This is a genomic window from Pseudomonas sp. FSL W5-0203 (assembly GCF_001896155.1).
In the GTDB taxonomy this organism is placed as follows: domain Bacteria; phylum Pseudomonadota; class Gammaproteobacteria; order Pseudomonadales; family Pseudomonadaceae; genus Aquipseudomonas; species Aquipseudomonas paracarnis.
Map to the genome: position 1 here is coordinate 152,790 of NZ_MPOR01000001.1, position 22,739 is coordinate 175,528.

Here is a 22,739-nt window from a genome sequence, read left to right on the forward strand (position 1 = left end):
TGGCGCTCACGCGCCCTGTCGTGGATGGCGCATTGCGCCGGCGAATAAGGTGTTAAGCCCCTGCCATGAAACCATCGCTAGTCCTGAGAATGGGCCAGCAGCTGACGATGACACCGCAGCTGCAACAGGCCATCCGCCTGCTCCAATTGTCGACCCTGGACCTGCAACAGGAAATCCAGGAGGCCCTGGAGTCCAATCCGATGCTCGAACGCCAGGAAGAAGGCGACGACTTCGATAATGCAGACCCGCTGGCCGACAACATCGAGCAAAAACCCAATCCCGACGTGCAGGAACCCTCCTATCAGGAAACCGCCCCGACGGTGGACAACCTGGAGGAAGGCGACTGGAACGAACGCATTCCCAACGAGCTTCCCGTGGATACCGCGTGGGAAGACGTCTACCAGACCAGCGCCAGCAGCCTGCCGAGCAACGATGATGACGAGTGGGACTTCACCACCCGTACGTCGGTGGGCGAGAGCCTGCAGAGCCACCTGTTGTGGCAACTGAACCTGGCGCCGATGTCCGATACCGATCGCCTGATCGCGGTCACCCTGATCGACTGCATCAACAACCAGGGCTACCTGGACGAAACCCTCGAGGAGATCCTTGAGGCCTTCGACCCGGAACTGGATATCGAACTGGACGAAATCGAAGCCGTCCTGCACCGCATCCAGCAATTCGAGCCCGCCGGCATTGGTGCCCGCACACTCAGCGAGTGCCTGTTGCTGCAACTGCGCCAATTGCCGGCCAAGACCCCATGGCTCACCGAAGCGCAACGCCTGGTCAGTGACTACATCGACCTGCTGGGCAGTCGCGACTACAGCCAACTGATGCGCCGTATGAAGCTCAAGGAAGATGACTTGCGCCAGGTCATCGAGCTGGTGCAAAGCCTCAACCCGCGCCCAGGCTCGCAGATCGAATCCAGCGAAGCCGAATACGTAGTGCCCGACGTCATCGTGCGCAAGGACAACGAACGTTGGCTGGTGGAGCTGAACCAGGAGTCGGTACCGCGCCTGCGGGTCAACCCGCAATACGCAGGTTTTGTGCGCCGCGCCGACACCAGCGCCGATAACACCTTCATGCGCAACCAGTTGCAGGAAGCGCGGTGGTTCATCAAGAGCCTGCAAAGCCGCAACGAAACCCTGATGAAAGTCGCAACCCAGATCGTCGAACACCAGCGCGGTTTTCTGGAGTACGGCGACGAGGCCATGAAGCCTCTCGTGCTGCACGACATCGCCGAAGCCGTCGGCATGCATGAATCGACGATTTCCCGGGTTACCACGCAGAAATTCATGCACACCCCACGGGGTATTTATGAGCTGAAATACTTTTTCTCCAGCCACGTCAGCACCTCTGAAGGCGGTGAATGCTCGTCCACGGCGATCCGCGCGATCATCAAAAAACTGGTTGCCGCTGAAAATCAGAAAAAGCCGTTGAGTGACAGCAAGATCGCTGGTTTACTGGAGGCACAAGGCATTCAGGTCGCCCGTCGAACCGTCGCCAAGTACCGCGAGTCCCTAGGGATCGCGCCATCCAGCGAGCGTAAGCGTTTGATGTGACGGGCGGGCCACAGCGTTCCAGTGGTGGGTATTCCTGCCCACCGCTTTATGCACTGGCAACGAAGGAGAAGCTGTATGCAAGTCAACATCAGTGGACACCAGCTGGTAGTCACCAAGCCCCTGCGTGAATACACCGAGAGCAAACTGAACAAGCTTGCGGGACATTTTGACAAGATCACCAACGTGCAGGTCACCATGGAGGTCGATAAGCTCAAGCAGAAAATCGAGGCCACCCTGCACGTACCGAATGCCAAGCTCGTTGCCAATGCAGAACATGAAGACATGTACGCGGCAATTGACTCGCTCTACGACAAGCTCGACCGCCAACTCATAAAGCATAAGGAAAAGAATCTGCACCTGATGCAAGGTACAGGTCGTTAACTCTCCCCCCATGATCCGACTTGAAACCATCCTGACCCCCGGCCGTTCCCTCGTGAACGTGCCGGGCGGCAGCAAGAAAAAAGCCCTCGAACAAATTGCCAACCTGATCGCACGCGAAGTGCCGGATCTGGAGATGCAAGATGTCTTCGAAGCGTTGATTGCCCGTGAAAAACTCGGTTCCACCGGTTTTGGCAACGGCATCGCCATTCCGCACTGCCGCCTCAAAGGCTGTGAAACACCTGTGAGCGCCTTGCTGCACTTGGATCACCCCATTGATTTCGACGCCATCGACGGCGCCCCGGTCGACCTGCTCTTCGTGCTGCTGGTCCCGGAAGCCGCCACCGATGCGCACCTGGAACTGCTCCGGCAGATCGCCAGCATGCTGGACCGCAAGGATGTACGCGACAAACTGCGCAGCGCCTCCAGCAATGAAGCGTTGTACCAAGTTGTCCTGGATGAACAAAACGGGCAGTAATCATGCGTTTGATCATCGTCAGCGGTCGCTCCGGCTCGGGTAAGAGCACCGCCCTCAATGTGCTTGAGGACAACGGCTTCTATTGCATCGACAACCTGCCCGCCGGCCTGCTGCCAGAGCTGGCGGAACGCGCACTGATCCATACCGAATTGGCGCAGCCGCTGGTGGCGGTCTCGATTGATGCGCGCAACCTGCCTAGCCACCTCTCGCGGTTCCCGGAACTGTTGGAAGAAGTGCGTGCCAAGCACATTCATTGCGATGTGCTGTACCTGGATGCCGACGAAGAGACCTTGCTCAAGCGGTTCTCCGAAACCCGTCGACGCCACCCCCTCAGCAGCGCCAACCGCTCCCTGGCCGAAGCCATCGAGGACGAGACCAAGCTGCTCGGGCCGATCATTGACCTGGCCGACCTGAAGATCAACACCACCAATCTGAACTTGTATCAGTTGCGCGACGCGATCAAGCTGCGCCTGCTGAACCAGCCTGAGCCGGGGACGGCGTTTCTGGTCGAGTCATTTGGCTTCAAGCGCGGCATGCCGGTAGATGCCGACCTAGTGTTCGATGTGCGCTGCCTGCCCAACCCTTACTGGAAGCCGGAGTTGCGCGATCAGTCCGGGCTGGATCAGCCTGTGATCGACTACCTGGCCGCACAACCGGATGTGGAAGAGATGTTCCAGGACATCTCCAGCTACCTGCTCAAATGGTTGCCGCGCTTTGCCGCCAGCAATCGAGCCTATGTCACCATTGCCATTGGCTGCACCGGCGGCCACCACCGCTCGGTCTATTTGACTGAACGGCTGGGCCAGGTGCTGCAACAAACCCTCAAGAACGTCCAGGTTCGCCACCGCGACCTGAGTTGAAAGGAACACCTGCGCGATGCCTGCTCTGGAAATTGAAATCATCAACAAGCTGGGCTTGCACGCCCGGGCGTCGGCTAAATTCGTCGGCGTGGCCGGGCAGTTCCCCTGCCAGATCCGTGCTGGGCGTACGCCAGAGTCCATGGTCGATGGCAAAAGCATCATGGCGATGATGATGTTGGCGGCCGGCAAAGGCACCAAAATCCATCTGCGCACCGAAGGCGAGCAAGAAGACGAAGCAATGGCCGCACTGGTCGCGTTGATCAACAACTACTTCGACGAAGGCGAATAACCCTACTGTAGGAGCTTGCTCGCGAAAAACGTCAACGATAACGCGGCATCCTGGTTAACGCAGTGCTCTCCGTTTTTTTTGCGAGCAGGCTCCCTCCTACAGGGAACCACCCTCAGCCTAACGCCGTATCCATCACCATCATCAGGCAAAACCCGAGGCACAGCCCAAGGCTGGCGAGATTTTCATGGCCATTGCGGCGCGACTCGGGGATGACTTCATGAGTCACGACCAGCAACATTGCCCCGGCGGCCAACGCCAAACCCAGCGGCAACAACACTTCGGCAAGGCTCACCAGCCATGCACAGAGCACCGCAAATACCGGCTCAACCAAGCCTGATGCAGCGCCAATCAAAAAGGCTTTGATCCGCGACATTCCCGCCCCAGCCAATACCAGCGCAATCACCAGCCCTTCAGGCACATCCTGCAGGGCAATGCCCATGGCGAGGCTGTCGGCATCCGCCATGCCTCCGCCCGCAGAAACCCCCACAGCCATGCCTTCCGGAATGTTGTGCGCAATGATGGCAAACACGAACAACCAAATACGCGGCGGGATAACCGGTTTATCCGGTGTACCCACCAGCATTTCCGGGCTGGCGCCAGAAACCTTGCGGTCTACGAGGTACAGGCCGAACGCCCCGAGCATGATGCCGAAGCTGATCAAGCCACTGGCGCCCCAAGGTGAAAGTCCCAGGCTTTCGGCGGCGGCGATGCCCGGTACCACCAGAGAAAACGCAGTCGCCGCCAGCATCACACCGGCACCAAAGCCCAGCAGGGTGTCGCTAAGCGCCATCGGCATGCGCCGAATCACCAACACCGGCACCGCGCCCAGCGCCGTGCCAAGCGCGCAGATCGCCCCACCCTGCAAAGCACGCAGTATGCGCGGTTCCAGGTTCAACCAGGCCAGCCCATGGGCCACCAATAACGCAGTACCTGCCAATAGCAGCAGCGTGCCAAACGCATAACGAAACATTCGCACGCTACCGATCGCCAGTGTTTGAGTGCCCATAGTCGGCCTTAGATCTTGTTATGTAGTGAATGTCAGGCCAAAGCGGCCTGATAGCGCGCGGCAACCTCCGGCCAGTTGATGACGCTATAGAATGCATTGATGTACTCCGGTCGTCGGTTTTGATATTGCAGGTAGTAAGCGTGCTCCCAGACGTCCAGGCCCAGCACCGGCGTATTGCCGCTCATCAGCGGGCTGTCCTGGTTGCCGCTGCTTTCCACCACCAGCGTTTTTTGTGGCGTAACGCTCAGCCAGGCCCAACCGCTGCCGAATCGCGTCAAGGCCGCCTTGGTGAACGCCTCCTTGAAGCTGTCGAAACCACCCAATTGCTCGTCGATAGCCTTGCCCAGCGCGCCCTCGGGTTTGCCGCCCCCTGTCGGTGACATGACTGCCCAGAACAACGAGTGGTTCGCATGCCCGCCTCCTTGGTTGACCACAGCAGCGCGTAATTTCTCCGGCAATGTTTGGACGCTGGACACCAGCTTCTCCACCGGCCAGCCGGCGAACTCAGTCCCCTCGACCGCAGCATTGAGGTTATTGATGTAGGTCTGGTGGTGCTTGGTGTAGTGAATTTCCATGGTTTGCGCGTCGATATGCGGCTCGAGGGCGTCGTAGGCGTAAGGCAAGGCCGGCAAGGTATAGGTCATATCAATGTGCTCCATAGTGGGACGTGGACGTTGGCGTCGCAGCACTGCCCAGCAGCCGATGAGTGCGTGGGTATTCGCCGTGATCGCTGATGAAATTCAGCAGCTCGACGTAGGTCTTGCTGCTTTGGCGCAGCGCGGCCTCGCGCAGTGACGGGCTGAGTCGCGGGTTCTGCATGGTCTGTAAGAGGCGCTGATGGATAGCGCAGAGGTATTCCGCGCTTTCCTCAGGCTGGTTCAGGCGCAAGTGCAGGTCCGCCAGGTTGTGATGGGAAATGACGCAAGCCGCCACTGCTTCGTCAGCATCCGCCCAGCGTTCGAACAACACTTGGGCCAGGGCCAGGGCTTGCAGATAGGCCTCGCGAGCGTCAACCAACTCGCCTGCCATAAAGCAGCGATTGGCCCGTTCGATCGTGCGTTTCCAGTGCTCCATGGTGAGCCTCCAAAGCGGGGTCGTTGATTACACGCCGCCGGCGGTGAGCTTTTCCGGGTCCAGCAGGACTTCCAGTTGGCTGCGCGGCAGGTCGGTGTGTTCGAGGGCGACATCGATCACCGGGCGGCCTTGCTGATACGCCTTCTTGGCGATTTCAGCGGCTTTCTGGTAGCCGATGATCGGGTTAAGTGCGGTGACCAGGATCGGATTGCGTGACAGCGCTTCCTTGAGCTGGGGTTCGTTGACCTTGAAGCTGGCAATGGCCTTGTCCGCCAGCAACCGGCTGGCATTGGCCAGCAACTCCAGGCTGCTGAGCAGGTTTTGGGCAATGATCGGCAGCATCACATTCAGCTCGAAATTGCCCGACTGGCCGGCCACCGTGATCACTGTGTCATTGCCGATGACCTGGGCGGCCACCATGGCGGTCGCTTCCGGGATGACCGGGTTGACCTTGCCCGGCATGATCGACGAGCCCGGCTGCAGCGCCTCCAGTTCGATTTCACCGAGGCCAGCCAATGGGCCGGAGTTCATCCAGCGCAGGTCATTGGCGATCTTCATCAGTGACACCGCCGTGGCTTTCAACTGGCCAGAGACTGCAACGGCGGTGTCCTGGGAGCCAATCAGCGCGAACAGGTTCTTGCCAGGGGTGAACTTCACTCCGGTCAACAGGCTCAGTTGCTGGCTGAAGCGCCCGGCAAACTCGGGGTGCGCGTTGATCCCGGTACCGACCGCCGTGCCGCCCTGTGCCAGTGCTTGCAGCGCCGGCAGCAGGTCCTGCAAGTGGCCGATATTGGCCTTGAGCTGCTGCGCCCAGCCGTTGAGCACCTGGCTCATGCGCACCGGCATGGCGTCCATCAAATGCGTGCGGCCGGTCTTGATGAACGGGTGAACTGCCTCGGCTTTTTGCTCGATGACCTGCACCAGATGCAGCAGGGCCGGCAGCGTTTGCTCATGCAGCACCAACGCGGCACTGACGTGGATGGTGGTGGGGATGATGTCGTTGCTGCTCTGGCCGCAATTCACATGATCGTTGGGGTTAACCGCCTCGCCCAGCAAACGGCTGGCAAGCGTCGCGATCACTTCATTGGCGTTCATGTTGGAGCTGGTGCCGGAGCCGGTCTGGAAGATATCCACCGGGAAGTGTTGCATGTAGTCGCCTTCCAGCAGGCCTTGGGCGGCATCGACAATGGCCTTGCCCTGCCCTTCGCTGATTTGCTTGAGGTCGACGTTGACCCTCGCGGCGGCGGTCTTGGCCAGGATCAGGGCGCGGATGAATTGCGCCGGCATGGGTTGATGACTGATCGGAAAGTTGTTCACCGCACGCTGTGTTTGTGCGCCATACAAAGCTTCTTGCGGCACATGCAGTTCGCCCATGCTGTCGCGTTCGATACGGGTGTTACTCATCATTAGATCCTTGCACCAAGTCAGAAACGGAAATCGAAGGCAGTAATTCGCAGCTCGCCAATTGCCAGGCAAAGGTCTGCCAGCGCTTGAGGCGGCAGGCACAGTGGGAGAGTTTTTCCAGGTCGCGCAGTGGTCGCCAGGCCTGGTCCAGGCACAGGGAGCGCCAATGCCAGGGCAAGGCGACATCAGCGGCGGTGTCGATCAACAAACGAAATGAGGTTTCAGCGATGGTCCACGGATGGGTTGCGGTGCAACACGCCAGGTACCGACCTTCGTTCAGGTAATGCTCAATCAGGCGGGGTTCATTGGGATCCAGGCCACAGCGAATCTGGCGGCTCATCCAACGCCAGCTTTCCAGATAGGGATCCTCATGCAAGACAGAACTCATGAGACACACTCATTCGGTAATGATATTTATTATTAAATGATATTGAGAATCAAAACAAGAGTGACCCATTAATCCTGTCAAAAGAGGCGCAATAAAAAAGGCGCGCCATCTTTGCGATGGCGCGCCTTTCAGAACGTGCGGGAGGGATTAGCTGCCAGCGACCGTCATGCGTTCAATAAGCACCGAACCCGTGCGGATATTGCTGCGCAGTTCAAGGTCGTTACCCACGGCAACGATCTGCTTGAACATATCGCGCATATTGCCCGCGATGGTCACTTCCTGGACGGCGAACTGAATCTCGCCATTCTCCACCCAGAAGCCCGCCGCACCACGCGAGTAGTCACCGGTGACCATGTTCAGGCCATGGCCCATCAATTCAGTCACCAGCAACCCACGCCCCATCCGCCGCAACAACGCCGCCTGGTCTTCATCACCGTGGGTCACGAACAGGTTATGCACGCCGCCTGCGTTAGCGGTGCTTGGCAGGCCCAGCTTGCGACCGGCATAAGTGCCCAGCACATAGGACACCAGCTCACCTTGCTCGACAAACGGCTTGGCATAGGTCGCCAGGCCATCGCCGTCGAACGACGAACTGCCCATCGCGCGCATCAGATGCGGGCGCTCGTCGATGGTCAGCCACTCAGGGAACAGCTTCTGGCCGATGGCGCCTTCCAGGAACGAAGACTTGCGATACAGGTTGCCACCGGAAATCGCGCCGAGGAAGCTGCCGAATAAACCACCGGCCAGCTCTGCGGAAAACAGCACAGGCACTTCGCAGGTCGGCACCGGGCGCGCGCCCAGGCGGCTCGCAGCCCGTTGCGCCGCACGCAGGCCAATGCTTGCAGGGTCTGCCAGTAAATCGCCTTGGCGGTTTACGTCATACCAGTAATCACGCTGCATCTGCCCGTTGGCTTCGGCGATCATCACGCAACTGAGGCTGTGACGCGTGGACGCATAGCCACCGATAAAGCCATGGCTGTTGCCGTAGACGCGGCAACCCTGATGGGTACTCAAGGTGGTGCCGTCCGCATTCTTGATGCGGGCATCGGCATCGAAGGCTGCCGCTTCGCAGGTCAGCGCCAGCTCGATGGCTTGCTCAGGCGTGATATCCCAGGCGTGGAACAGGTCAAAATCCTGCACATCCTTGGCCATCAACGCCTTGTCGGCCAGGCCCGAGCTTTCATCCTCGGAGGTGTGCTTGGCAATCGCCAGTGCTGCGGCGACGGTCTCGCGAATCGCCTCAGGGCCACTGGCGGAAGTGCTGGCCGAGCCTTTTCGCTGGCCCGCATACAAGGTAATGCCAAACCCTTGGTCGCGATTGAATTCAACCGTTTCCACTTCCCGCTGGCGCACCGAAGTCGACAACCCTTGCTCCAGCGACACCGCCACTTCACAGGCGCTGGCCCCCTGGCGCTTGGCCTCGGCAAGGATCTGCTCGACTTGTTCCTGCAGGGCCGGTAACGCTTGTGGACCGACGCTTTGGGCTGCACTCATGGTTTTCTCCACTCAAATTCTGCTTTCGGTAATGGCCATCGAGCGACCGGGCCGGACAAGCGGCCCCCGACTGGTTATCATGGCGGCGTTTCTTTGCGGACTGCCACCATGGTTGATTCTTACGACGACTCCCTCGATGGGGAGAAAAGCAAAACCCAGGTCAAACGTGAGCTGCATGCTCTGGTTGACCTTGGCGAGCGCCTTACAACGCTCAAAAAGGATTTGGTCGCCAAACTGCCACTGACCGACGAAATGCGTCGGGCCCTGGCGGATGCGCCCAAGCACACCGCGAATATCGCGCGTAAACGGCACATCTCGTTTATCGGCAAACTGATGCGCGACCAAGACATTGACGCCATTCTGACTTTGCTCGATCAAACCGATGCCTCCACTCGCCAGTACAACGAACGCTTCCACAACCTGGAACGTTGGCGTGACCGCCTGATCTCGGGCGATGACGCGGTGCTGGAGAAATTCGTACTGGACTACCCGGACGCGGACCGCCAGCAATTGCGCTCCCTGATCCGTCAGGCCCAGCACGAGCTGGCGCATAACAAGGTGCCGGCCACCAGCCGTAAAATCTTCAAATACATCCGTGAGCTGGACGAGACTCAACGCGGCCTGCGCTGATCCTCTTCCCCGGGTGGCGGTCTTCGCCACCCGAAGCTTGCGTTCCTACGATCCCGTACCACCCACGGTGATCGCATCAATTTTCAAGGTTGGCTGGCCGACACCTACCGGCACCGACTGCCCATCCTTGCCGCACGTGCCCACCCCGCTGTCCAGCGACAGGTCGTTACCGACCATCGACACCTTGCTCATGGCTTCCGGGCCGTTACCAATCAGCGTCGCCCCTTTGACCGGCGCGGTAATCTTGCCGTCTTCGATCAGGTACGCCTCGCTGGTGGAGAACACGAACTTGCCGCTGGTGATGTCCACCTGGCCGCCGCCGAGGTTGGCGCAGTAGATACCGCGTTTTACCGAGGCAATGATTTCTGCCGGATCGCTTTGGCCACCGAGCATGTAGGTGTTGGTCATGCGCGGCATTGGTAGATGCGCATAGGATTCACGACGACCATTACCGGTGCGCGCCACGCCCATCAGGCGGGCGTTGAGCTTGTCTTGCATGTAGCCCTTGAGCACGCCGTTCTCGATCAGGGTGGTGCATTCGGTCGGCGTGCCTTCGTCATCGACACTCAGCGAACCACGGCGGCCGGCGAGGGTGCCGTCATCGACAATGGTGCACAGCTTGGACGCAACCATTTCGCCCATGCGCCCACTGTAGGCGGAACTGCCCTTGCGGTTGAAATCGCCTTCCAGGCCATGGCCCACGGCTTCGTGGAGCAACACGCCAGACCAACCCGAGCCCAGCACCACCGGCAAGGTGCCGGCGGGTGCCGGAATCGCTTCCAGGTTGACCAATGCCTGGCGCAGCGCCTCACGGGCATAGCCCATGGCACGGTCGTCAGCGAGGAAATAACGGTAGTCGGTGCGCCCGCCGCCGCCATGGGCACCGCGCTCGCGGCGCCCGTTCTGTTCGACGATCACACTCACATTGAAACGCACCAGCGGCCGTACATCCGCCGCCAGCCCACCGTCTGTGGACGCCACGAGGATGCGCTCCCACACGCCCGCCATGCTCACGGTCACTTGCTGGATACGCGGGTCCAAGGCGCGGGTGGCTGCGTCGATTCGCTTGAGCAGCTCGACCTTTTCCGCACGGCTGATCACTTCCAAGGGGTTATCCGGCGCATACAACTGCGCCACGTCCTGGGTACTGAACGCCTGCACCGTGCCATTCTGCCCGGCACGGGAAATCGAACGGGCGGCACGCGCCGCCAGGCCTAGGGCCTCCAGGGTGATCGCATTGCTGTAGGCAAAGCCGGTTTTCTCACCCGATTGCGCGCGAACGCCTACGCCCTGGTCAAGGTTGAAACTGCCTTCCTTGACGATCCCATCTTCCAGCGCCCAGGACTCGGAAATCTGCCCCTGGAAATACAGGTCAGCCGCATCGATACCCGGCCCGGCCAGATCACCCAGCACGGTTTGCAGGCTTTCGATGGTCACGCCACCGGGTGCCAGGAGATGATCACTGACTGAGGACAACAACTCGCTCATAGGTTTGGCCTTAAATTCATCGTTCTGAAGCAGGCCGCTGCGCGCCCTGCGAGAAAAAGCGCCGGTGATTGGCCACCGGCATGCGCGCCCGTATCGACGCCTGTTCACTGCTATCGCGTTCGGCCAGTAACACCGCCTCGCCTTGATCCTGTTGCGCCAGCACTCGGCCCCAAGGGTCGACAATCGCCGCGTGGCCAAAGGTTTCCCGTGGGCCTGGGTGCACACCGCCCTGGGCAGCTGCCAGCAGGTAGCACTGGGTTTCGATGGCACGTGCGCGAATCAGCACATCCCAATGCGCAGCCCCGGTCACTGCCGTGAAGGCCGAGGGCGCGGTAATCAGTTCAGCCCCCGCCGCACGTAACTCGCTGTACAGCTCGGGGAACCGCAGGTCGTAGCACACCGTTAACCCCACACGGCCCACCGGCGTATCCGCCACCACCACCTGGTTACCGAAAGCATAGTCGTCAGATTCGCGATAACGACCGCGAGCATCCGCTACGTCCACATCAAACAGGTGGAGTTTGTCGTAGCGAGCGACTATTTCACCCTGATCGTTGATCAGCAGCGAGCAAGCATTGGGTTTGGCGTGGGGCTGGTCCTTGGGTGGCAGCGGCAAGGTGCCGGCCACTATCCATAAGGTGAGGTCGCGGGCGGCCTGTTTCAACCAGGGCAGCACAGGGCCTTGCCCCAACGCCTCGGCGCGGCCAATGTCGGCCACATCGCGGCGCCCCATGGCGGCGAAATTCTCTGGCAGCACCGCGAGTTTCGCGCCATCGGCCGCCGCCTGCTCCAGCAGGCGACGCGCCTGGGCGAGGTTGGCCAGCACGTCACTCTGGCTGACCATTTGAATTACCGCAAAGGACATGGGCCGACACTCCATACAGGGCATGGGGCCATGCTACTCCACAGGCTCTCAGTTTGGCTTTTCAAATGGCTTGTCGAAGGTGATTTTTGGATCCTTCCAGGGGCCTTGCACCTTGTATTGCACACTGGCGAAGCGCGAAACCCGGTCACCGATCAGCTTGTCGATCAAAAACAGCGCACCACCAATGGCCGGCGCACCGACAATCAGCGCCGCAATCGGCAGGTTGTTGGTCACAGGCAAGGTGACCAGCAATTTGGCGTCGACGCGATCGGCAACCAGATCCAGGGTGCCGTTAAGCTCCAGATTGGTGGAAGGCCCGGTCATGGTGATGGGCTCGCGGGTCACGAACACGCCATTACTGGCGGCCAACAAGCCCTTGACCCTGTCGTAGCTCAAGCCCTTGCCGAACAAGTCGGAAAAGTCCAAACGCAAACGCCGGCCAATGGAGTTGAAGTTAAGCAGGCCAAACACTCGCAATGCCTGGGCCCCGCCCTCCACTTCGACGAACTGACCTTTACGGAACGCGGCATCCAGGCTGCCGGAAAACCGCTTGGGCCCGACCCAGGCAGGCGAGCCCGGCCAGCGGCCATCGACGTCCAGATGAAAGTCTTCGCTGGTCACCGTAGGCGCAAAACCCCAGCCCTTGAGCACGTCGGCAATGTTGCGCCCATCGAGGCGGCCCTTGTACCAACTGCTGCTGGCGCCTGGCGCACCTTCCCAACCCCCAGCGCCCTTGAGCAGCATGCCCTTGAGGCCAAGGTCGAGGTTATTGAAGGCCAGGCCCTTGGCGGTCGGGCGGATTCTCAGCGACCAGGCCCCGATCAGGTCCGAGCCCTGGAACAGCTGGTCGACGGCAATATCCAGTGCCGGAATGCTTTTTGGGTCGATATCGGCCAGCGGGTCCGGCGCGTTTTCGTCCGCCTGCGCGGTCGGGTCTGGCGCAGGCAATTTCACATACTTGAGGTTGACCGCAATCGGCGCGCCTTTGGCGTCCGGCAGGTTCACCGCGCCCTTGGCTTGCTGGCTATCGAGTTGCAGGCCCCAGGCCGCTGGTTTGCGATCGAGCTGCAAGCTGACCTGGTCAAACTGGGTACCAAACCCGGTCAGCTTGCCCACTTTGAAGTCCGCACCGCTGAGCAGTTGCTTGGCGTTGCCACCTGGATCATTGCCCGCGTAGCGATCCACGAGTTTCTTCCAGGGATCGATATCCAGTTCCGACAGCACGCCACGAATGCGCAGGCCTTTGGCACCGGGCAACACGGCATCACCATCGCCGAGGAACAATTCGCCGCGGCCATCATTGAACTTGTCCGGCGGCGCAGCAAAGGTGAAGTTAGCCAGCTCGCCGTAATCAAACCAGTAACGGCGTTCAGCGCCCTGCAAAGTCATGCGGAAGGTGCTGTCACGTCCCTGGCTGGCCGGCATGCCGAACGGTGCCGGCAGGTCCACCGCGACACCCTTGAGGTTGGAATTGACCATCAACTGGCTGTCCGCGCCGTCGAGGATCACTTGCAACTGGTAGGGAATATCGCCGGAGACCGGCAACGGCTGGCTGATTTTCAACCAGTCCGTAAGGCGCTTGACGGTGACCTGGCCATTGGCAGTCACCCGCGTGCTGATATTGCCCGGTTTGCCTTCGGCAAAGATCTGCGCCGTGATGGGGCGGTCGAACGCCTGGGCCGAGATCTTCTGCCCGCTCAGGCCCTTGGCGCTGTCGAAGCGAAAATCGCCCTTGAGCTGGGTCAGGTCCAGCGGCGGTTCCGCCAATTGCAGGCGCGCTTTGTCGGTCTTGAAGTCCACCACGATCTTGGGCTCAGTGCCTTTGGCCAGCGGTACGTCCAGGTCCAGGCTACCTTGCAGGTCGCCCTCGCCTTTCCAGCCAGCGAACGTAGACGCCGTGCCAATCGGGGCTTCTTGAAGGATCTTGAGGCCGTCGCCCAAACCGCCGGAGAACCCGCCCGTGAGCAGCAGATGACTGTCCCCGCCCGCTGGGGCGTGGGGGATATTGACGTAGACATCCTTGACCTGGGTGTCGAGCAATTGGCCCTTGCTCGCCAGAATGCGTACGCCGCTCTCCTCGACAAACACTTCGCCATTGACCTTGTTCACGTGCGGCCAGCCCGGCTGGAAGGCGAGTTCGGCATCATGCACCTTGAAGAACAGGCTGATATTGCGCGACGCGGGCAGTGCATTGTGGCTGAGCGAACCCTGGTACTGGAAGAAGCCTTCGTCCACCGCGCCCTTGAGGATCGCCGTGCGCAACCACTCATCCAGCGCCGGGCTCAACACGGCGGGCAGGTACTTGGGGGTGAAACGGCCATCGCCATCGACCATGCCGACCCGCAGGTCCATGTAGTCTTCCTGGCTGTGGTCGAAATGCAGGCGAATCAGGAAGTCCGCCGCCACCTTGCCTTCCTCGCCCAGTACCTTGATATATGGGGCGATCAGGGTGAAGCCTTGCTTGTCCAGCTTCCAGGTCAGGCGTGCATTGGCCTGGATGTACTGCCACGGCTTGGCGAAGATCGGATACAAATGCAAGGAAAAGTCCTTGCTGTCCATGCGCAACTCGCCCTGGCCCAGGTCGCCACTGATGCTGCCGGACACATTGCGTGCGGCTGGCGCGCCAAAGTAGGCATCGAAGCCGACACGTTCCAGGTTGGCGGCAAAACTGAGTTTTCGGTCGGTGGTGTCTTGCGGTCGGAAGTCCACCAGCACATTGCGTAACAGGCCAGTGGCTTTGAGGTGTTCGACGGCCTTGGCGAAACCGTCCGGCAGCGGCGCCAAGGCGTTGAGCAGCGGGGTAATGGGGGCCAGGTCGAGACGGTCGGCCTGCAATTTCCACACCTCCTGTTCTTTGTCGGTCGCCAGGTTTTGCTGCAATTGCAGGCGCGATTCCCAGCGGGTTTCGCCAATGTTCATCGCCAGGGAATCAAACAGCACCTTGAGGCCAGTGTCACTGCGTTGCAGGTAGGCGGTCAGGGCCAGGTTTTCAAGGTGCACCGGCTTACGGTCGGCGTAGCTGCCCTTCACTTGGGGCGAATTGAGGCGTACCGCCGCGCTTTGCACCGTGCCTTTGGCCCAACTGAGCCAAAACTCACCGCCGGCCTTCAATTGCGTCAGCTTCCATTGCTGGGTCAGCCTGGCGGGAATCCACTTGGCCCAGTCGCTTTGCGGCAGGCTCAGGTAGGCATCGACCTCAGCGTCTTTCCACTGACTGGCGCGAATGCGGCTGCGCAGGCTGACCGCCAACGGTTGGCCATCGGGCAATGTCAGGCGAGCATCCAGACGCTGCTGGCTCATGCCGGTATGCAGGCTCAGGCCCACATAGGTCACGGTCACTGGTGCCTGGTCGAAGGGTTGCAGGGTCACCTGGCTGTCCAGCACCGACACGCGCTTGACCATTTGCATGCGCGTCAGCAGTTGTTGCGGGTCCAACGGCTGGTCGTCCTGCACCGGCAAGCCTTGCAGGGTCCAGCGGCCGTCCTGGTTCTCCTTGACACTCAGTTGCAAGCCACTGACTTGCAGATGGGCGATACGCACTTCGCGGGCCATCAGGCTGGCCCACATATCCGGCACCACTTCCACCTGGTCCAGGCGCAAGGCACTGCTGCCCTCGCCGACCATGACGTCGTGGGCCAGCAATACCGGGGCAAACCCGCTCCAACGGCCTTCAAGACTACCGATATGCAGCGGCGTATCCAGCGCAGCCTGGGCCTTGGCCTCGACTTCGGCGCGGTATTCAGCCACCAGCGGGGTGAGTTCGCGCCCCAGGCTCACATACACCGCCGCCAATACCAGCGACAACGCACACAGGCCCAGGCCCCAACGGGTCAAAGCGGCAAAAAAGCGTATCAGACGCTCCATGTCAGGCGACCCTCAAAAAACAGTTAGCGGACGGCAGATCAAGGTCTGCCGGTCTCGAAGAAAGTGCACAGTTGGGGATCAGAGCAACACCACGTCGTATTGTTCCTGGGAATACATGGTTTCGACCTGGAAGCGAATCGTGCGACCGATAAAACTTTCCAGTTCGGCGACGTTACCGGACTCTTCGTCCAGCAGGCGATCCACCACTTTCTGATTGGCAAGTACTCTATAACCTTCGGCCTGATAGGCGCGTGCCTCCCGCAGGATCTCGCGGAAAATCTCGTAGCAAACCGTTTCCGGGGTCTTCAGTTTGCCGCGCCCCTGGCAACTGCTGCACGGCTCGCACAGGACCTGTTCCAGGCTTTCGCGCGTGCGCTTGCGAGTCATCTGCACCAGGCCCAACTCGGTGATGCCGATGATGTTGGTCTTGGCGTGATCGCGCTCCAGTTGCTTCTCAAGCGTACGCAGCACCTGGCGCTGGTGCTCTTCATCTTCCATGTCGATGAAGTCGATGATGATGATGCCGCCCAGGTTGCGCAGGCGCAGTTGGCGGGCAATAGCGGTAGCCGCCTCGAGATTGGTCTTGAAGATGGTCTCTTCAAGGTTGCGATGGCCCACGAATGCGCCGGTATTGACGTCGATGGTGGTCATGGCTTCTGCCGGGTCTACCACCAGGTAGCCGCCGGACTTGAGTGGCACCTTGCGTTCCAGGGCTTTCTGGATTTCGTCTTCGACGCCATACAGGTCGAATATCGGCCGCTCGCCGGGGTAGTGTTCCAGGCGATCGGCGATTTCTGGCATCAACTCAGCGACAAATTGCGTGGTGCGCTGGAAGGTTTCCCGCGAGTCGATGCGAATTTTCTCGATCTTCGGGCTGACCAGGTCGCGCAGCGTGCGCAGCGCCAGGCCAAGGTCTTCATAGATGACGCTGGGCGCGCCGATGGTCTTGATCTGCGCGTCGATCTGATCCCACAGGCGCCGCAGGTAGCGAATATCCATGAGGATCTCGTCAGCGCCAGCGCCTTCTGCGGCGGTGCGCAGGATAAACCCACCCGCTTCCTTGATGCCCTCGGCGGCGACGCAGTCGCTGACCACCTTCTTCAGGCGCTCGCGCTCGGCTTCATCTTCGATCTTCAGGGAAATGCCCACATGGGCAGTGCGCGGCATGTACACCAGGTAGCGCGAGGGAATCGACAACTGGGTGGTCAAGCGGGCGCCCTTGGAACCGATAGGGTCCTTGGTGACTTGCACCACCAGGCTCTGGCCCTCGTGCACCAGAGCGCTGATGCTTTCCACCGCAGGGCCCTCGCGCAGGGAAATTTCCGAGGCATGGATAAACGCTGCACGGTCCAGGCCGATGTCGACGAAGGCCGCCTGCATGCCCGGCAATACGCGCACCACCTTGCCTTTGTAGATATTGCCGACGATCCCGCGCTTTTGGGTGCGTTCGACATGCACTTCTTGCAGAACACCGTTCTCTACCACCGCCACGCGCGATTCCATCGGCGTGATATTGATCAGAATCTCTTCACTCATGGCTGGGTCTCGTTCAGGCGTTTTCACAATAGTGACCGGTCGCTTAAGGCTTGGCGCTGGAATACGGCGTTCAGCACACGGTAAGGTTTTGCCAACAGGGTATGCCGAATTGCGCCAGGAGTTGCGCGGTTTCGCACACAGGCAGGCCCACCACCGCGGAATAACTGCCATTGAGCCCGGCAACGAACACCGAACCCAACCCCTGGATAGCATAGCCGCCGGCCTTGTCCTGCGGTTCACCACTGTGCCAGTAGGCGGTAGCCTCCTGAACAGACACCTCGCGAAAACGTACACGACTGCTTACACATCGGGTTTCGCAACGCTGGCCGTCAGTCAGGGCAATGGCGGTGAGCACTTCATGTTCTCGACCGGAAAGTGCCAACAGCATCGCCAGCGCATCGGCCTGGTCAACGGGCTTGCCCAGGATCTGGCCATCCACGATCACAGCCGTATCGGCCCCCAATACACAGGCGCCCAGGGTTTGGCCAAGCGCAATAAAACCCGCCGTCGCCTTGCCGCGCGCAAGGCGCTCGACATAGGCAACGGCAGGCTCGTTGGCAAGAGGGGTTTCATCAATAGCGGCGCTGACCACGGTGAAGGGCACACCGATCTGGGTCAACAGCTCACGTCGCCGCGGGGAGCCCGAGGCCAGGTAAAGCGAATTCATTGCAGCCTCTCCCTGTTGAGTTCGATAACCAGGCAGAGCCTCGCAACCATTCAATTGATTTTATAGCGCCGACGCAGCCCGCGCAGGCCAAAACTGATCCAGGGCCACAACAATGCACTGACCAGCGCCGGCAAGACCAACGCCAGCGTAGGCTGACGGTTGCCGGTCAAGGCGCTCAGCCACAGTTGCACCAACTGCGCCAGGCCGAAGATCACCAGGATCACCAGGCACTGCTGCCACATCGGGAACATGCGCAGGCGCTGTTGCAACGACAGCACCAGGAAGGTAATCAGTGTCAGGATCAACGCGTTCTGGCCCAGCAAGGTGCCATACAGCACATCTTCGGCCAACCCCAGGCACATGGCCGTGACCATGCCCACCTTGTGCGGCAGGTTCAATGACCAGAACGCCAGCAACAAGGCCAGCCAGAGCGGGCGCAGGATTTCCATGAACTGCGGCAGCGGCGAAACGCTGAGCAGCAAGCCGATGGCGAAGGTCAGCCAGACGACCCAGCCATTGCGTGAATGAGTACCCGCCATTAGTCCCCCCTCTGCGGTGTGGTGGCCGGAGCGGCGGTCGGTTTAGCTGGGCGCGCGTTATGCGCGGCAGGTTTGGCCGGCGTTGCCACAGGTGCTGCCGGTGCAGGTGACGTGGCTGGCGCGGGTGCAGGCGGACCAACAAAAGCAGGTTTTGGCACCGTGGCCGGCACGATAGGCGCGGTGCCATTCTGCTGGTCCTCCGCTTCCTGGGCCTGGGCAGCGTCGTTAGCGCGCTCTTCCGGGGTGCGGTTGTCGCTGAACACCAGCAGCAGGTAACGGCTGCGGTTCAGCGCGGCAGTCGGTACCGCCCGAACGATAGCGAACGGCTGGCCGGAATCGTGGATCACCTCTTTGACCGTCGCCACCGGATAACCCGCCGGGAAGCGCTGGCCCAGGCCAGAGCTGACCAACAGGTCGCCTTCCTTGATGTCAGCGGTGTCGGCCACATGGCGCAGTTCCAGGCGTTCCGGGTTACCGGTGCCGCTGGCAATCGCGCGCAAACCGTTACGGTTGACCTGTACCGGAATGCTATGGGTCGTGTCCGTCAGCAACAGCACCCGCGAGGTGTAGGGCATCAACTCCACCACCTGGCCCATCAGGCCACGGGCGTCGAGCACCGGCTGACCAAGCACCACACCGTCGCGCTCACCCTTGTTGATGATGATGCGGTGGGTAAAGGGGTTGGGGTCCATGCCGATCAGTTCGGCCACCTCGACCTTTTCGTTGACCAGTGCGGAAGAATTGAGCAACTCGCGCAGCCGAACGTTCTGCTCGGTGAGGGCCGCCAGCTTTTGCATGCGCCCCTGCAACAGCAGGTTTTCAGTCTTGAGTTTTTCGTTCTCGGCGACCAGTTCGGTGCGGCTGCCAAATTGGCTGGACACGCCCTGGAAGAGACGTTGCGGCAGGTCGGTGATCCAGTAGGTCTGCATCAACACCAGCGACATCTGGCTGCGCACCGGCTTGAGCAGTGCAAAGCGGGCATCGACCACCATCAGCGCGACCGAAAGCACGGTCAGCACCAATAAGCGCACACCCAATGAGGGGCCTTTGGCGAAAAGCGGTTTAATAAGCCGCTCCTCCCAGGCAAATGTTCTCTTTATTCATACGGCATCAAACCGGCCTGGATGCAGATTGAAGAAGATAAACGCCAACAGGCAGCACTGCAAAGTGCTGCCTGCCGACGAAGCATGAACCATCCAGGCAATCTTATTCGCTGGAGAGCAGGTCCATGGTGTGTTTATCCATCATTTCCAGCGCACGACCACCGCCACGGGCAACGCAGGTCAACGGGTCTTCGGCGACGATCACCGGCAGGCCGGTTTCCTGGGCCAGCAACTTGTCGAGGTCGCGCAACAAGGCGCCACCACCGGTCAGTACCAGGCCACGCTCGGCGATATCGGAAGCCAGCTCCGGCGGCGATTGCTCCAGGGCACTTTTCACCGCCTGAACGATGGTGGCCAGGGACTCTTGCAGAGCCTCCAGCACTTCATTGGAGTTCAGGGTGAAGGCACGTGGAACGCCTTCGGCCAGGTTGCGACCGCGCACATCGACTTCGCGCACTTCGCCGCCTGGGTAAGCGGTGCCGATTTCCTGCTTGATGCGCTCGGCGGTGGATTCGCCGATCAGGCTGCCGTAGTTACGACGCACATAAGTGATGATCGCTTCGTCGAAGCGGTCGCCGCCCACGCGCACGGATTCGGCATACACCACACCGTTCAGGGAAATCAGGGCGATTTCGGTAGTACCACCACCGATATCCACCACCATCGAACCGCGCGCTTCTTCCACCGGCAGGCCGGCACCGATCGCAGCCGCCATCGGCTCTTCGATCAGGAATACTTCACGGGCACCGGCGCCAAGGGCCGATTCACGGATGGCACGACGCTCCACCTGGGTGGACTTGCACGGAACGCAGATCAGCACGCGAGGGCTGGGCTGCAGGAAACTGTTTTCGTGAACTTTGTTGATGAAGTACTGCAGCATCTTTTCGCAGACGCTGAAATCGGCGATCACGCCATCCTTCATCGGACGAATGGCAGCAATATTGCCTGGTGTACGGCCGAGCATGCGCTTGGCCTCGGTGCCAACGGCAACGACACTTTTCTGATTACCATGGGTCCGAATGGCCACAACCGATGGCTCATTCAGAACGATTCCGCGCTCGCGCACGTAAATAAGGGTGTTGGCAGTGCCCAGGTCAATGGAGAGATCGCTGGAAAACATGCCACGCAGTTTCTTGAACATGGGGAAAGGACCCTAGGCAACGCGTGGGTAAAAAAGTGCGGCAAACTCTAACAACGACAGGGATTTTGGGCAAGGCGCCAATGTGCTAAATTGGCCGACTTTCTGTGCACCAACCCCCACAATCGCGGCCTTATGACCGTAGAAATGCGGTAGTGTTCCGACAATCTAACACACGGACGCCCTCCGTTCTGTTTTCCACTGGAGAATCCCATGGCGCTTGAACGCTCCGACGTGGAAAAAATCGCACATTTGGCCTCGCTTGGCCTTAATGATGCCGATCTTCCACAGACCACCGCAGCCCTGAACAGCATTCTCGGGCTGGTCGACCAAATGCAGGCCGTGAATACCGACGGCATCGAGCCCCTGGCTCACCCACTGGAAGCCAGCCAGCGCCTGCGCGCAGACGTCGTGACCGAACGCAATAATCGCGAGGCCTACCAGTCCATCGCGCCAGCGGTCGAAAACGGCCTGTACCTGGTTCCGAAAGTCATCGACTAAAGGGAAAGAGCCTTTCATGCATCACATGACTCTGGCCGAGATCGCCCGCGGTCTCGCCGACAAATCGTTTTCTTCCGAAGAGCTGACCCAGACCTTGCTGGCGCGTATCGCCGCGCTCGATCCGAAGGTCAACAGCTTCATCAGCCTCACCGAGGAGCTGGCCCTGAGCCAGGCCAAGGCCGCCGACGCCCGTCGCGCCAACGGTGAGAATGGTGCGCTGCTCGGCGCACCGATCGCCCACAAGGACCTGTTCTGCACCCAGGGCATTCGCACCAGCTGCGGCTCGAAGATGCTCGACAACTTCAAGGCGCCCTACGACGCCACTGTGGTCGCCAAGCTGGCCGCCGCCGGCGCCGTGACCCTTGGCAAGACCAACATGGACGAATTCGCCATGGGTTCGGCCAACGAGTCCAGCTACTACGGCGCGGTGAAAAACCCGTGGAACCTGGAACACGTCCCGGGTGGTTCGTCCGGTGGTTCGGCGGCGGCCGTGGCCGCGCGCTTCCTGCCGGCCGCTACCGCCACCGATACCGGCGGTTCGATCCGCCAGCCAGCCGCCTTCACCAACCTAACCGGCCTGAAGCCGACCTACGGTCGCGTTTCCCGCTGGGGCATGATCGCCTACGCCTCAAGTCTCGATCAGGGCGGCCCTCTGGCACGCACGGCTGAAGACTGCGCAATATTGTTACAAGGCATGGCAGGCTTCGATAAACAGGACTCCACCAGCATCGACGAGCCAGTGCCGGACTACAGCGCCAGCCTGAACACCTCGATCAAGGGCCTGCGCATCGGCGTGCCGAAGGAATACTTCAGCGCTGGCCTCGACCCGCGTATCGCCGAACTGGTGCAAAACAGCATCAAAGAGCTCGAAAAGCTTGGCGCCGTGATCAAGGAAATCAGCCTGCCGAACAACCAGCACGCGATTCCCGCCTACTACGTGATCGCGCCAGCAGAGGCCTCTTCCAATCTGTCGCGTTTCGACGGCGTGCGCTTCGGCTATCGCTGCGAGAACCCGAAAGACCTCACCGACCTGTACAAACGCTCCCGCGGCGAAGGCTTCGGCAGTGAAGTGCAGCGCCGGATCATGGTCGGTGCTTATGCCCTGTCCGCCGGCTACTACGACGCGTACTACCTCAAGGCGCAAAAAATCCGTCGCCTGATCAAGAACGACTTCATGGCCGCCTTTGAAGAAGTCGATGTGATCCTCGGCCCGACCGCGCCAAACCTGGCGTGGAAGATCGGCGCCAAGACCGGCGACCCGATCGCCGAGTACCTGGAAGACCTCTACACCATCACCGCCAACCTCGCGGGCTTGCCGGGCTTGTCCATGCCCGCAGGTTTCGTCGATGGCCTGCCGGTGGGCGTGCAATTGCTCGCCCCGTATTTCCAGGAAGGCCGCCTGCTCAATGTGGCGCACCAGTACCAGTTGAATACCGACTGGCACACCCGCACCCCTACCGGCTTCTGAGGAGAACACT

At 60.5% G+C, this 22,739-nt stretch carries 22 protein-coding genes; 8 read left to right on the plus strand and 14 right to left on the minus strand.

The annotated features are described in order from the left end of the window. Positions 1–65: 65 nt before the first annotated feature. The 5 genes from BOP96_RS00750 to BOP96_RS00770 all read left to right on the plus strand — a co-directional run bounded on the left by BOP96_RS00750 (position 66) and on the right by BOP96_RS00770 (position 3,564). Positions 66–1,559 (plus strand): RNA polymerase factor sigma-54, encoded by a 1,494-nt coding sequence (locus BOP96_RS00750; RefSeq protein WP_014716935.1) that lies wholly within the window; start codon positions 66–68, stop codon positions 1,557–1,559. 75 nt (positions 1,560–1,634) lie between these two features. Then, positions 1,635–1,940 carry a ribosome hibernation-promoting factor, HPF/YfiA family gene (gene hpf / locus BOP96_RS00755; protein ID WP_014716934.1) on the plus strand — a complete coding sequence of 102 codons (306 nt, stop codon included), beginning with the start codon at positions 1,635–1,637 and terminating at the stop codon, positions 1,938–1,940. Positions 1,941–1,950: 10 nt separating this feature from the next. Further along, positions 1,951–2,415, plus strand: coding sequence for a PTS IIA-like nitrogen regulatory protein PtsN (ptsN, locus tag BOP96_RS00760; protein WP_014716933.1), 465 nt, complete (start codon positions 1,951–1,953; stop codon positions 2,413–2,415). Positions 2,416–2,417: 2 nt separating this feature from the next. After that, positions 2,418–3,275, plus strand: coding sequence for an RNase adapter RapZ (gene rapZ / locus BOP96_RS00765; protein ID WP_019816957.1), 858 nt, complete (start codon positions 2,418–2,420; stop codon positions 3,273–3,275). 16 nt (positions 3,276–3,291) lie between these two features. Further along, entirely contained in the window at positions 3,292–3,564 is a 273-nt protein-coding gene (locus BOP96_RS00770) for an HPr family phosphocarrier protein (RefSeq protein ID WP_014716931.1), read from the plus strand. A gap of 112 nt (positions 3,565–3,676) precedes the next feature. Here the strand turns inward: BOP96_RS00770 and BOP96_RS00775 are convergent, their stop codons facing one another. The 6 genes from BOP96_RS00775 to pmbA all read right to left on the minus strand — a co-directional run bounded on the left by BOP96_RS00775 (position 3,677) and on the right by pmbA (position 8,930). Beyond that, positions 3,677–4,570, minus strand: a complete 894-nt coding sequence (locus BOP96_RS00775) for a ZIP family metal transporter (RefSeq protein WP_014716930.1) — start codon at positions 4,568–4,570, stop codon at positions 3,677–3,679. Positions 4,571–4,602: 32 nt separating this feature from the next. Further along, positions 4,603–5,214 carry a superoxide dismutase gene (locus BOP96_RS00780; protein ID WP_014716929.1) on the minus strand — a complete coding sequence of 204 codons (612 nt, stop codon included), beginning with the start codon at positions 5,212–5,214 and terminating at the stop codon, positions 4,603–4,605. Between the two features lies 1 nt (position 5,215). Continuing rightward, positions 5,216–5,644 (minus strand): hypothetical protein, encoded by a 429-nt coding sequence (locus BOP96_RS00785; protein WP_014716928.1) that lies wholly within the window; start codon positions 5,642–5,644, stop codon positions 5,216–5,218. Positions 5,645–5,671: 27 nt separating this feature from the next. After that, positions 5,672–7,048, minus strand: coding sequence for a class II fumarate hydratase (locus BOP96_RS00790; protein ID WP_073451623.1), 1,377 nt, complete (start codon positions 7,046–7,048; stop codon positions 5,672–5,674). Further along, entirely contained in the window at positions 7,041–7,436 is a 396-nt protein-coding gene (locus tag BOP96_RS00795) for a hypothetical protein (protein WP_003188570.1), read from the minus strand. Before BOP96_RS00795 ends, BOP96_RS00790 begins: the two co-directional genes overlap by 8 nt. Before the next feature lie 147 nt (positions 7,437–7,583). Further along, on the minus strand, positions 7,584–8,930 hold the full coding sequence (pmbA, locus tag BOP96_RS00800) for a metalloprotease PmbA (RefSeq protein ID WP_014716925.1): 1,347 nt from the start codon (positions 8,928–8,930) through the stop codon (positions 7,584–7,586). A gap of 108 nt (positions 8,931–9,038) precedes the next feature. Between pmbA and yjgA the strand changes: the two genes are divergently transcribed. Next, the gene (yjgA, locus tag BOP96_RS00805; protein WP_073451624.1) at positions 9,039–9,560 is read left to right on the plus strand and encodes a ribosome biogenesis factor YjgA; all 522 of its coding nucleotides are present in this window, start codon (positions 9,039–9,041) and stop codon (positions 9,558–9,560) included. Between the two features lie 45 nt (positions 9,561–9,605). On the opposite strand, the gene tldD is transcribed toward yjgA, so the two are convergent. The 8 genes from tldD to mreB all read right to left on the minus strand — a co-directional run bounded on the left by tldD (position 9,606) and on the right by mreB (position 20,763). Further along, positions 9,606–11,048 (minus strand): metalloprotease TldD, encoded by a 1,443-nt coding sequence (gene tldD / locus BOP96_RS00810; RefSeq protein WP_073451625.1) that lies wholly within the window; start codon positions 11,046–11,048, stop codon positions 9,606–9,608. A 16-nt stretch (positions 11,049–11,064) separates the two neighbouring features. Further along, positions 11,065–11,913: a carbon-nitrogen hydrolase family protein gene (locus tag BOP96_RS00815; RefSeq protein WP_014716924.1), complete on the minus strand. Its 849-nt coding sequence runs from the start codon at positions 11,911–11,913 to the stop codon at positions 11,065–11,067. Between the two features lie 48 nt (positions 11,914–11,961). Beyond that, a complete protein-coding gene (locus BOP96_RS00820; protein WP_020301267.1) occupies positions 11,962–15,777 on the minus strand; it encodes a YhdP family protein in 3,816 nt (1,271 codons plus the stop codon). A gap of 78 nt (positions 15,778–15,855) precedes the next feature. Next, positions 15,856–17,313 carry a ribonuclease G gene (gene rng, locus BOP96_RS00825; protein WP_003188562.1) on the minus strand — a complete coding sequence of 486 codons (1,458 nt, stop codon included), beginning with the start codon at positions 17,311–17,313 and terminating at the stop codon, positions 15,856–15,858. A gap of 70 nt (positions 17,314–17,383) precedes the next feature. Further along, a complete protein-coding gene (locus BOP96_RS00830; protein ID WP_073451627.1) occupies positions 17,384–17,980 on the minus strand; it encodes a Maf family protein in 597 nt (198 codons plus the stop codon). A gap of 50 nt (positions 17,981–18,030) precedes the next feature. Continuing rightward, the gene (gene mreD / locus BOP96_RS00835; RefSeq protein WP_073451629.1) at positions 18,031–18,519 is read right to left on the minus strand and encodes a rod shape-determining protein MreD; all 489 of its coding nucleotides are present in this window, start codon (positions 18,517–18,519) and stop codon (positions 18,031–18,033) included. Beyond that, on the minus strand, positions 18,519–19,586 hold the full coding sequence (gene mreC / locus BOP96_RS00840; RefSeq protein ID WP_073451631.1) for a rod shape-determining protein MreC: 1,068 nt from the start codon (positions 19,584–19,586) through the stop codon (positions 18,519–18,521). The genes mreD and mreC overlap by 1 nt, the downstream gene beginning before the upstream one ends. 139 nt (positions 19,587–19,725) lie before the next feature. Beyond that, a complete protein-coding gene (mreB, locus tag BOP96_RS00845) occupies positions 19,726–20,763 on the minus strand; it encodes a rod shape-determining protein MreB (protein WP_002555108.1) in 1,038 nt (345 codons plus the stop codon). Positions 20,764–20,973: 210 nt separating this feature from the next. Between mreB and gatC the strand changes: the two genes are divergently transcribed. Together gatC and gatA are read left to right on the plus strand one after the other, a co-directional pair. Beyond that, positions 20,974–21,261: an Asp-tRNA(Asn)/Glu-tRNA(Gln) amidotransferase subunit GatC gene (gatC, locus tag BOP96_RS00850; protein ID WP_003188556.1), complete on the plus strand. Its 288-nt coding sequence runs from the start codon at positions 20,974–20,976 to the stop codon at positions 21,259–21,261. Positions 21,262–21,277: 16 nt separating this feature from the next. Then, entirely contained in the window at positions 21,278–22,729 is a 1,452-nt protein-coding gene (gene gatA / locus BOP96_RS00855) for an Asp-tRNA(Asn)/Glu-tRNA(Gln) amidotransferase subunit GatA (protein ID WP_014716920.1), read from the plus strand. The last annotated feature ends 10 nt before the right edge of the window (positions 22,730–22,739 follow it).

Bases quoted from the DNA above. Each gene is read 5' to 3' on its own strand.
- BOP96_RS00750 (WP_014716935.1), top strand. From the start codon at position 66: ATGAAACCATCGCTAGTCCTGAGAATGGGCCAGCAGCTGACGATGACA.
- hpf (WP_014716934.1), top strand. From the start codon at position 1,635: ATGCAAGTCAACATCAGTGGACACCAGCTGGTAGTCACCAAGCCCCTG.
- ptsN (WP_014716933.1), top strand. From the start codon at position 1,951: ATGATCCGACTTGAAACCATCCTGACCCCCGGCCGTTCCCTCGTGAAC.
- rapZ (WP_019816957.1), top strand. From the start codon at position 2,418: ATGCGTTTGATCATCGTCAGCGGTCGCTCCGGCTCGGGTAAGAGCACC.
- BOP96_RS00770 (WP_014716931.1), top strand. From the start codon at position 3,292: ATGCCTGCTCTGGAAATTGAAATCATCAACAAGCTGGGCTTGCACGCC.
- BOP96_RS00775 (WP_014716930.1), bottom strand. From the start codon at position 4,570: ATGGGCACTCAAACACTGGCGATCGGTAGCGTGCGAATGTTTCGTTAT.
- BOP96_RS00780 (WP_014716929.1), bottom strand. From the start codon at position 5,214: ATGACCTATACCTTGCCGGCCTTGCCTTACGCCTACGACGCCCTCGAG.
- BOP96_RS00785 (WP_014716928.1), bottom strand. From the start codon at position 5,644: ATGGAGCACTGGAAACGCACGATCGAACGGGCCAATCGCTGCTTTATG.
- BOP96_RS00790 (WP_073451623.1), bottom strand. From the start codon at position 7,048: ATGAGTAACACCCGTATCGAACGCGACAGCATGGGCGAACTGCATGTG.
- BOP96_RS00795 (WP_003188570.1), bottom strand. From the start codon at position 7,436: ATGAGTTCTGTCTTGCATGAGGATCCCTATCTGGAAAGCTGGCGTTGG.
- pmbA (WP_014716925.1), bottom strand. From the start codon at position 8,930: ATGAGTGCAGCCCAAAGCGTCGGTCCACAAGCGTTACCGGCCCTGCAG.
- yjgA (WP_073451624.1), top strand. From the start codon at position 9,039: ATGGTTGATTCTTACGACGACTCCCTCGATGGGGAGAAAAGCAAAACC.
- tldD (WP_073451625.1), bottom strand. From the start codon at position 11,048: ATGAGCGAGTTGTTGTCCTCAGTCAGTGATCATCTCCTGGCACCCGGT.
- BOP96_RS00815 (WP_014716924.1), bottom strand. From the start codon at position 11,913: ATGTCCTTTGCGGTAATTCAAATGGTCAGCCAGAGTGACGTGCTGGCC.
- BOP96_RS00820 (WP_020301267.1), bottom strand. From the start codon at position 15,777: ATGGAGCGTCTGATACGCTTTTTTGCCGCTTTGACCCGTTGGGGCCTG.
- rng (WP_003188562.1), bottom strand. From the start codon at position 17,313: ATGAGTGAAGAGATTCTGATCAATATCACGCCGATGGAATCGCGCGTG.
- BOP96_RS00830 (WP_073451627.1), bottom strand. From the start codon at position 17,980: ATGAATTCGCTTTACCTGGCCTCGGGCTCCCCGCGGCGACGTGAGCTG.
- mreD (WP_073451629.1), bottom strand. From the start codon at position 18,519: ATGGCGGGTACTCATTCACGCAATGGCTGGGTCGTCTGGCTGACCTTC.
- mreB (WP_002555108.1), bottom strand. From the start codon at position 20,763: ATGTTCAAGAAACTGCGTGGCATGTTTTCCAGCGATCTCTCCATTGAC.
- gatC (WP_003188556.1), top strand. From the start codon at position 20,974: ATGGCGCTTGAACGCTCCGACGTGGAAAAAATCGCACATTTGGCCTCG.
- gatA (WP_014716920.1), top strand. From the start codon at position 21,278: ATGCATCACATGACTCTGGCCGAGATCGCCCGCGGTCTCGCCGACAAA.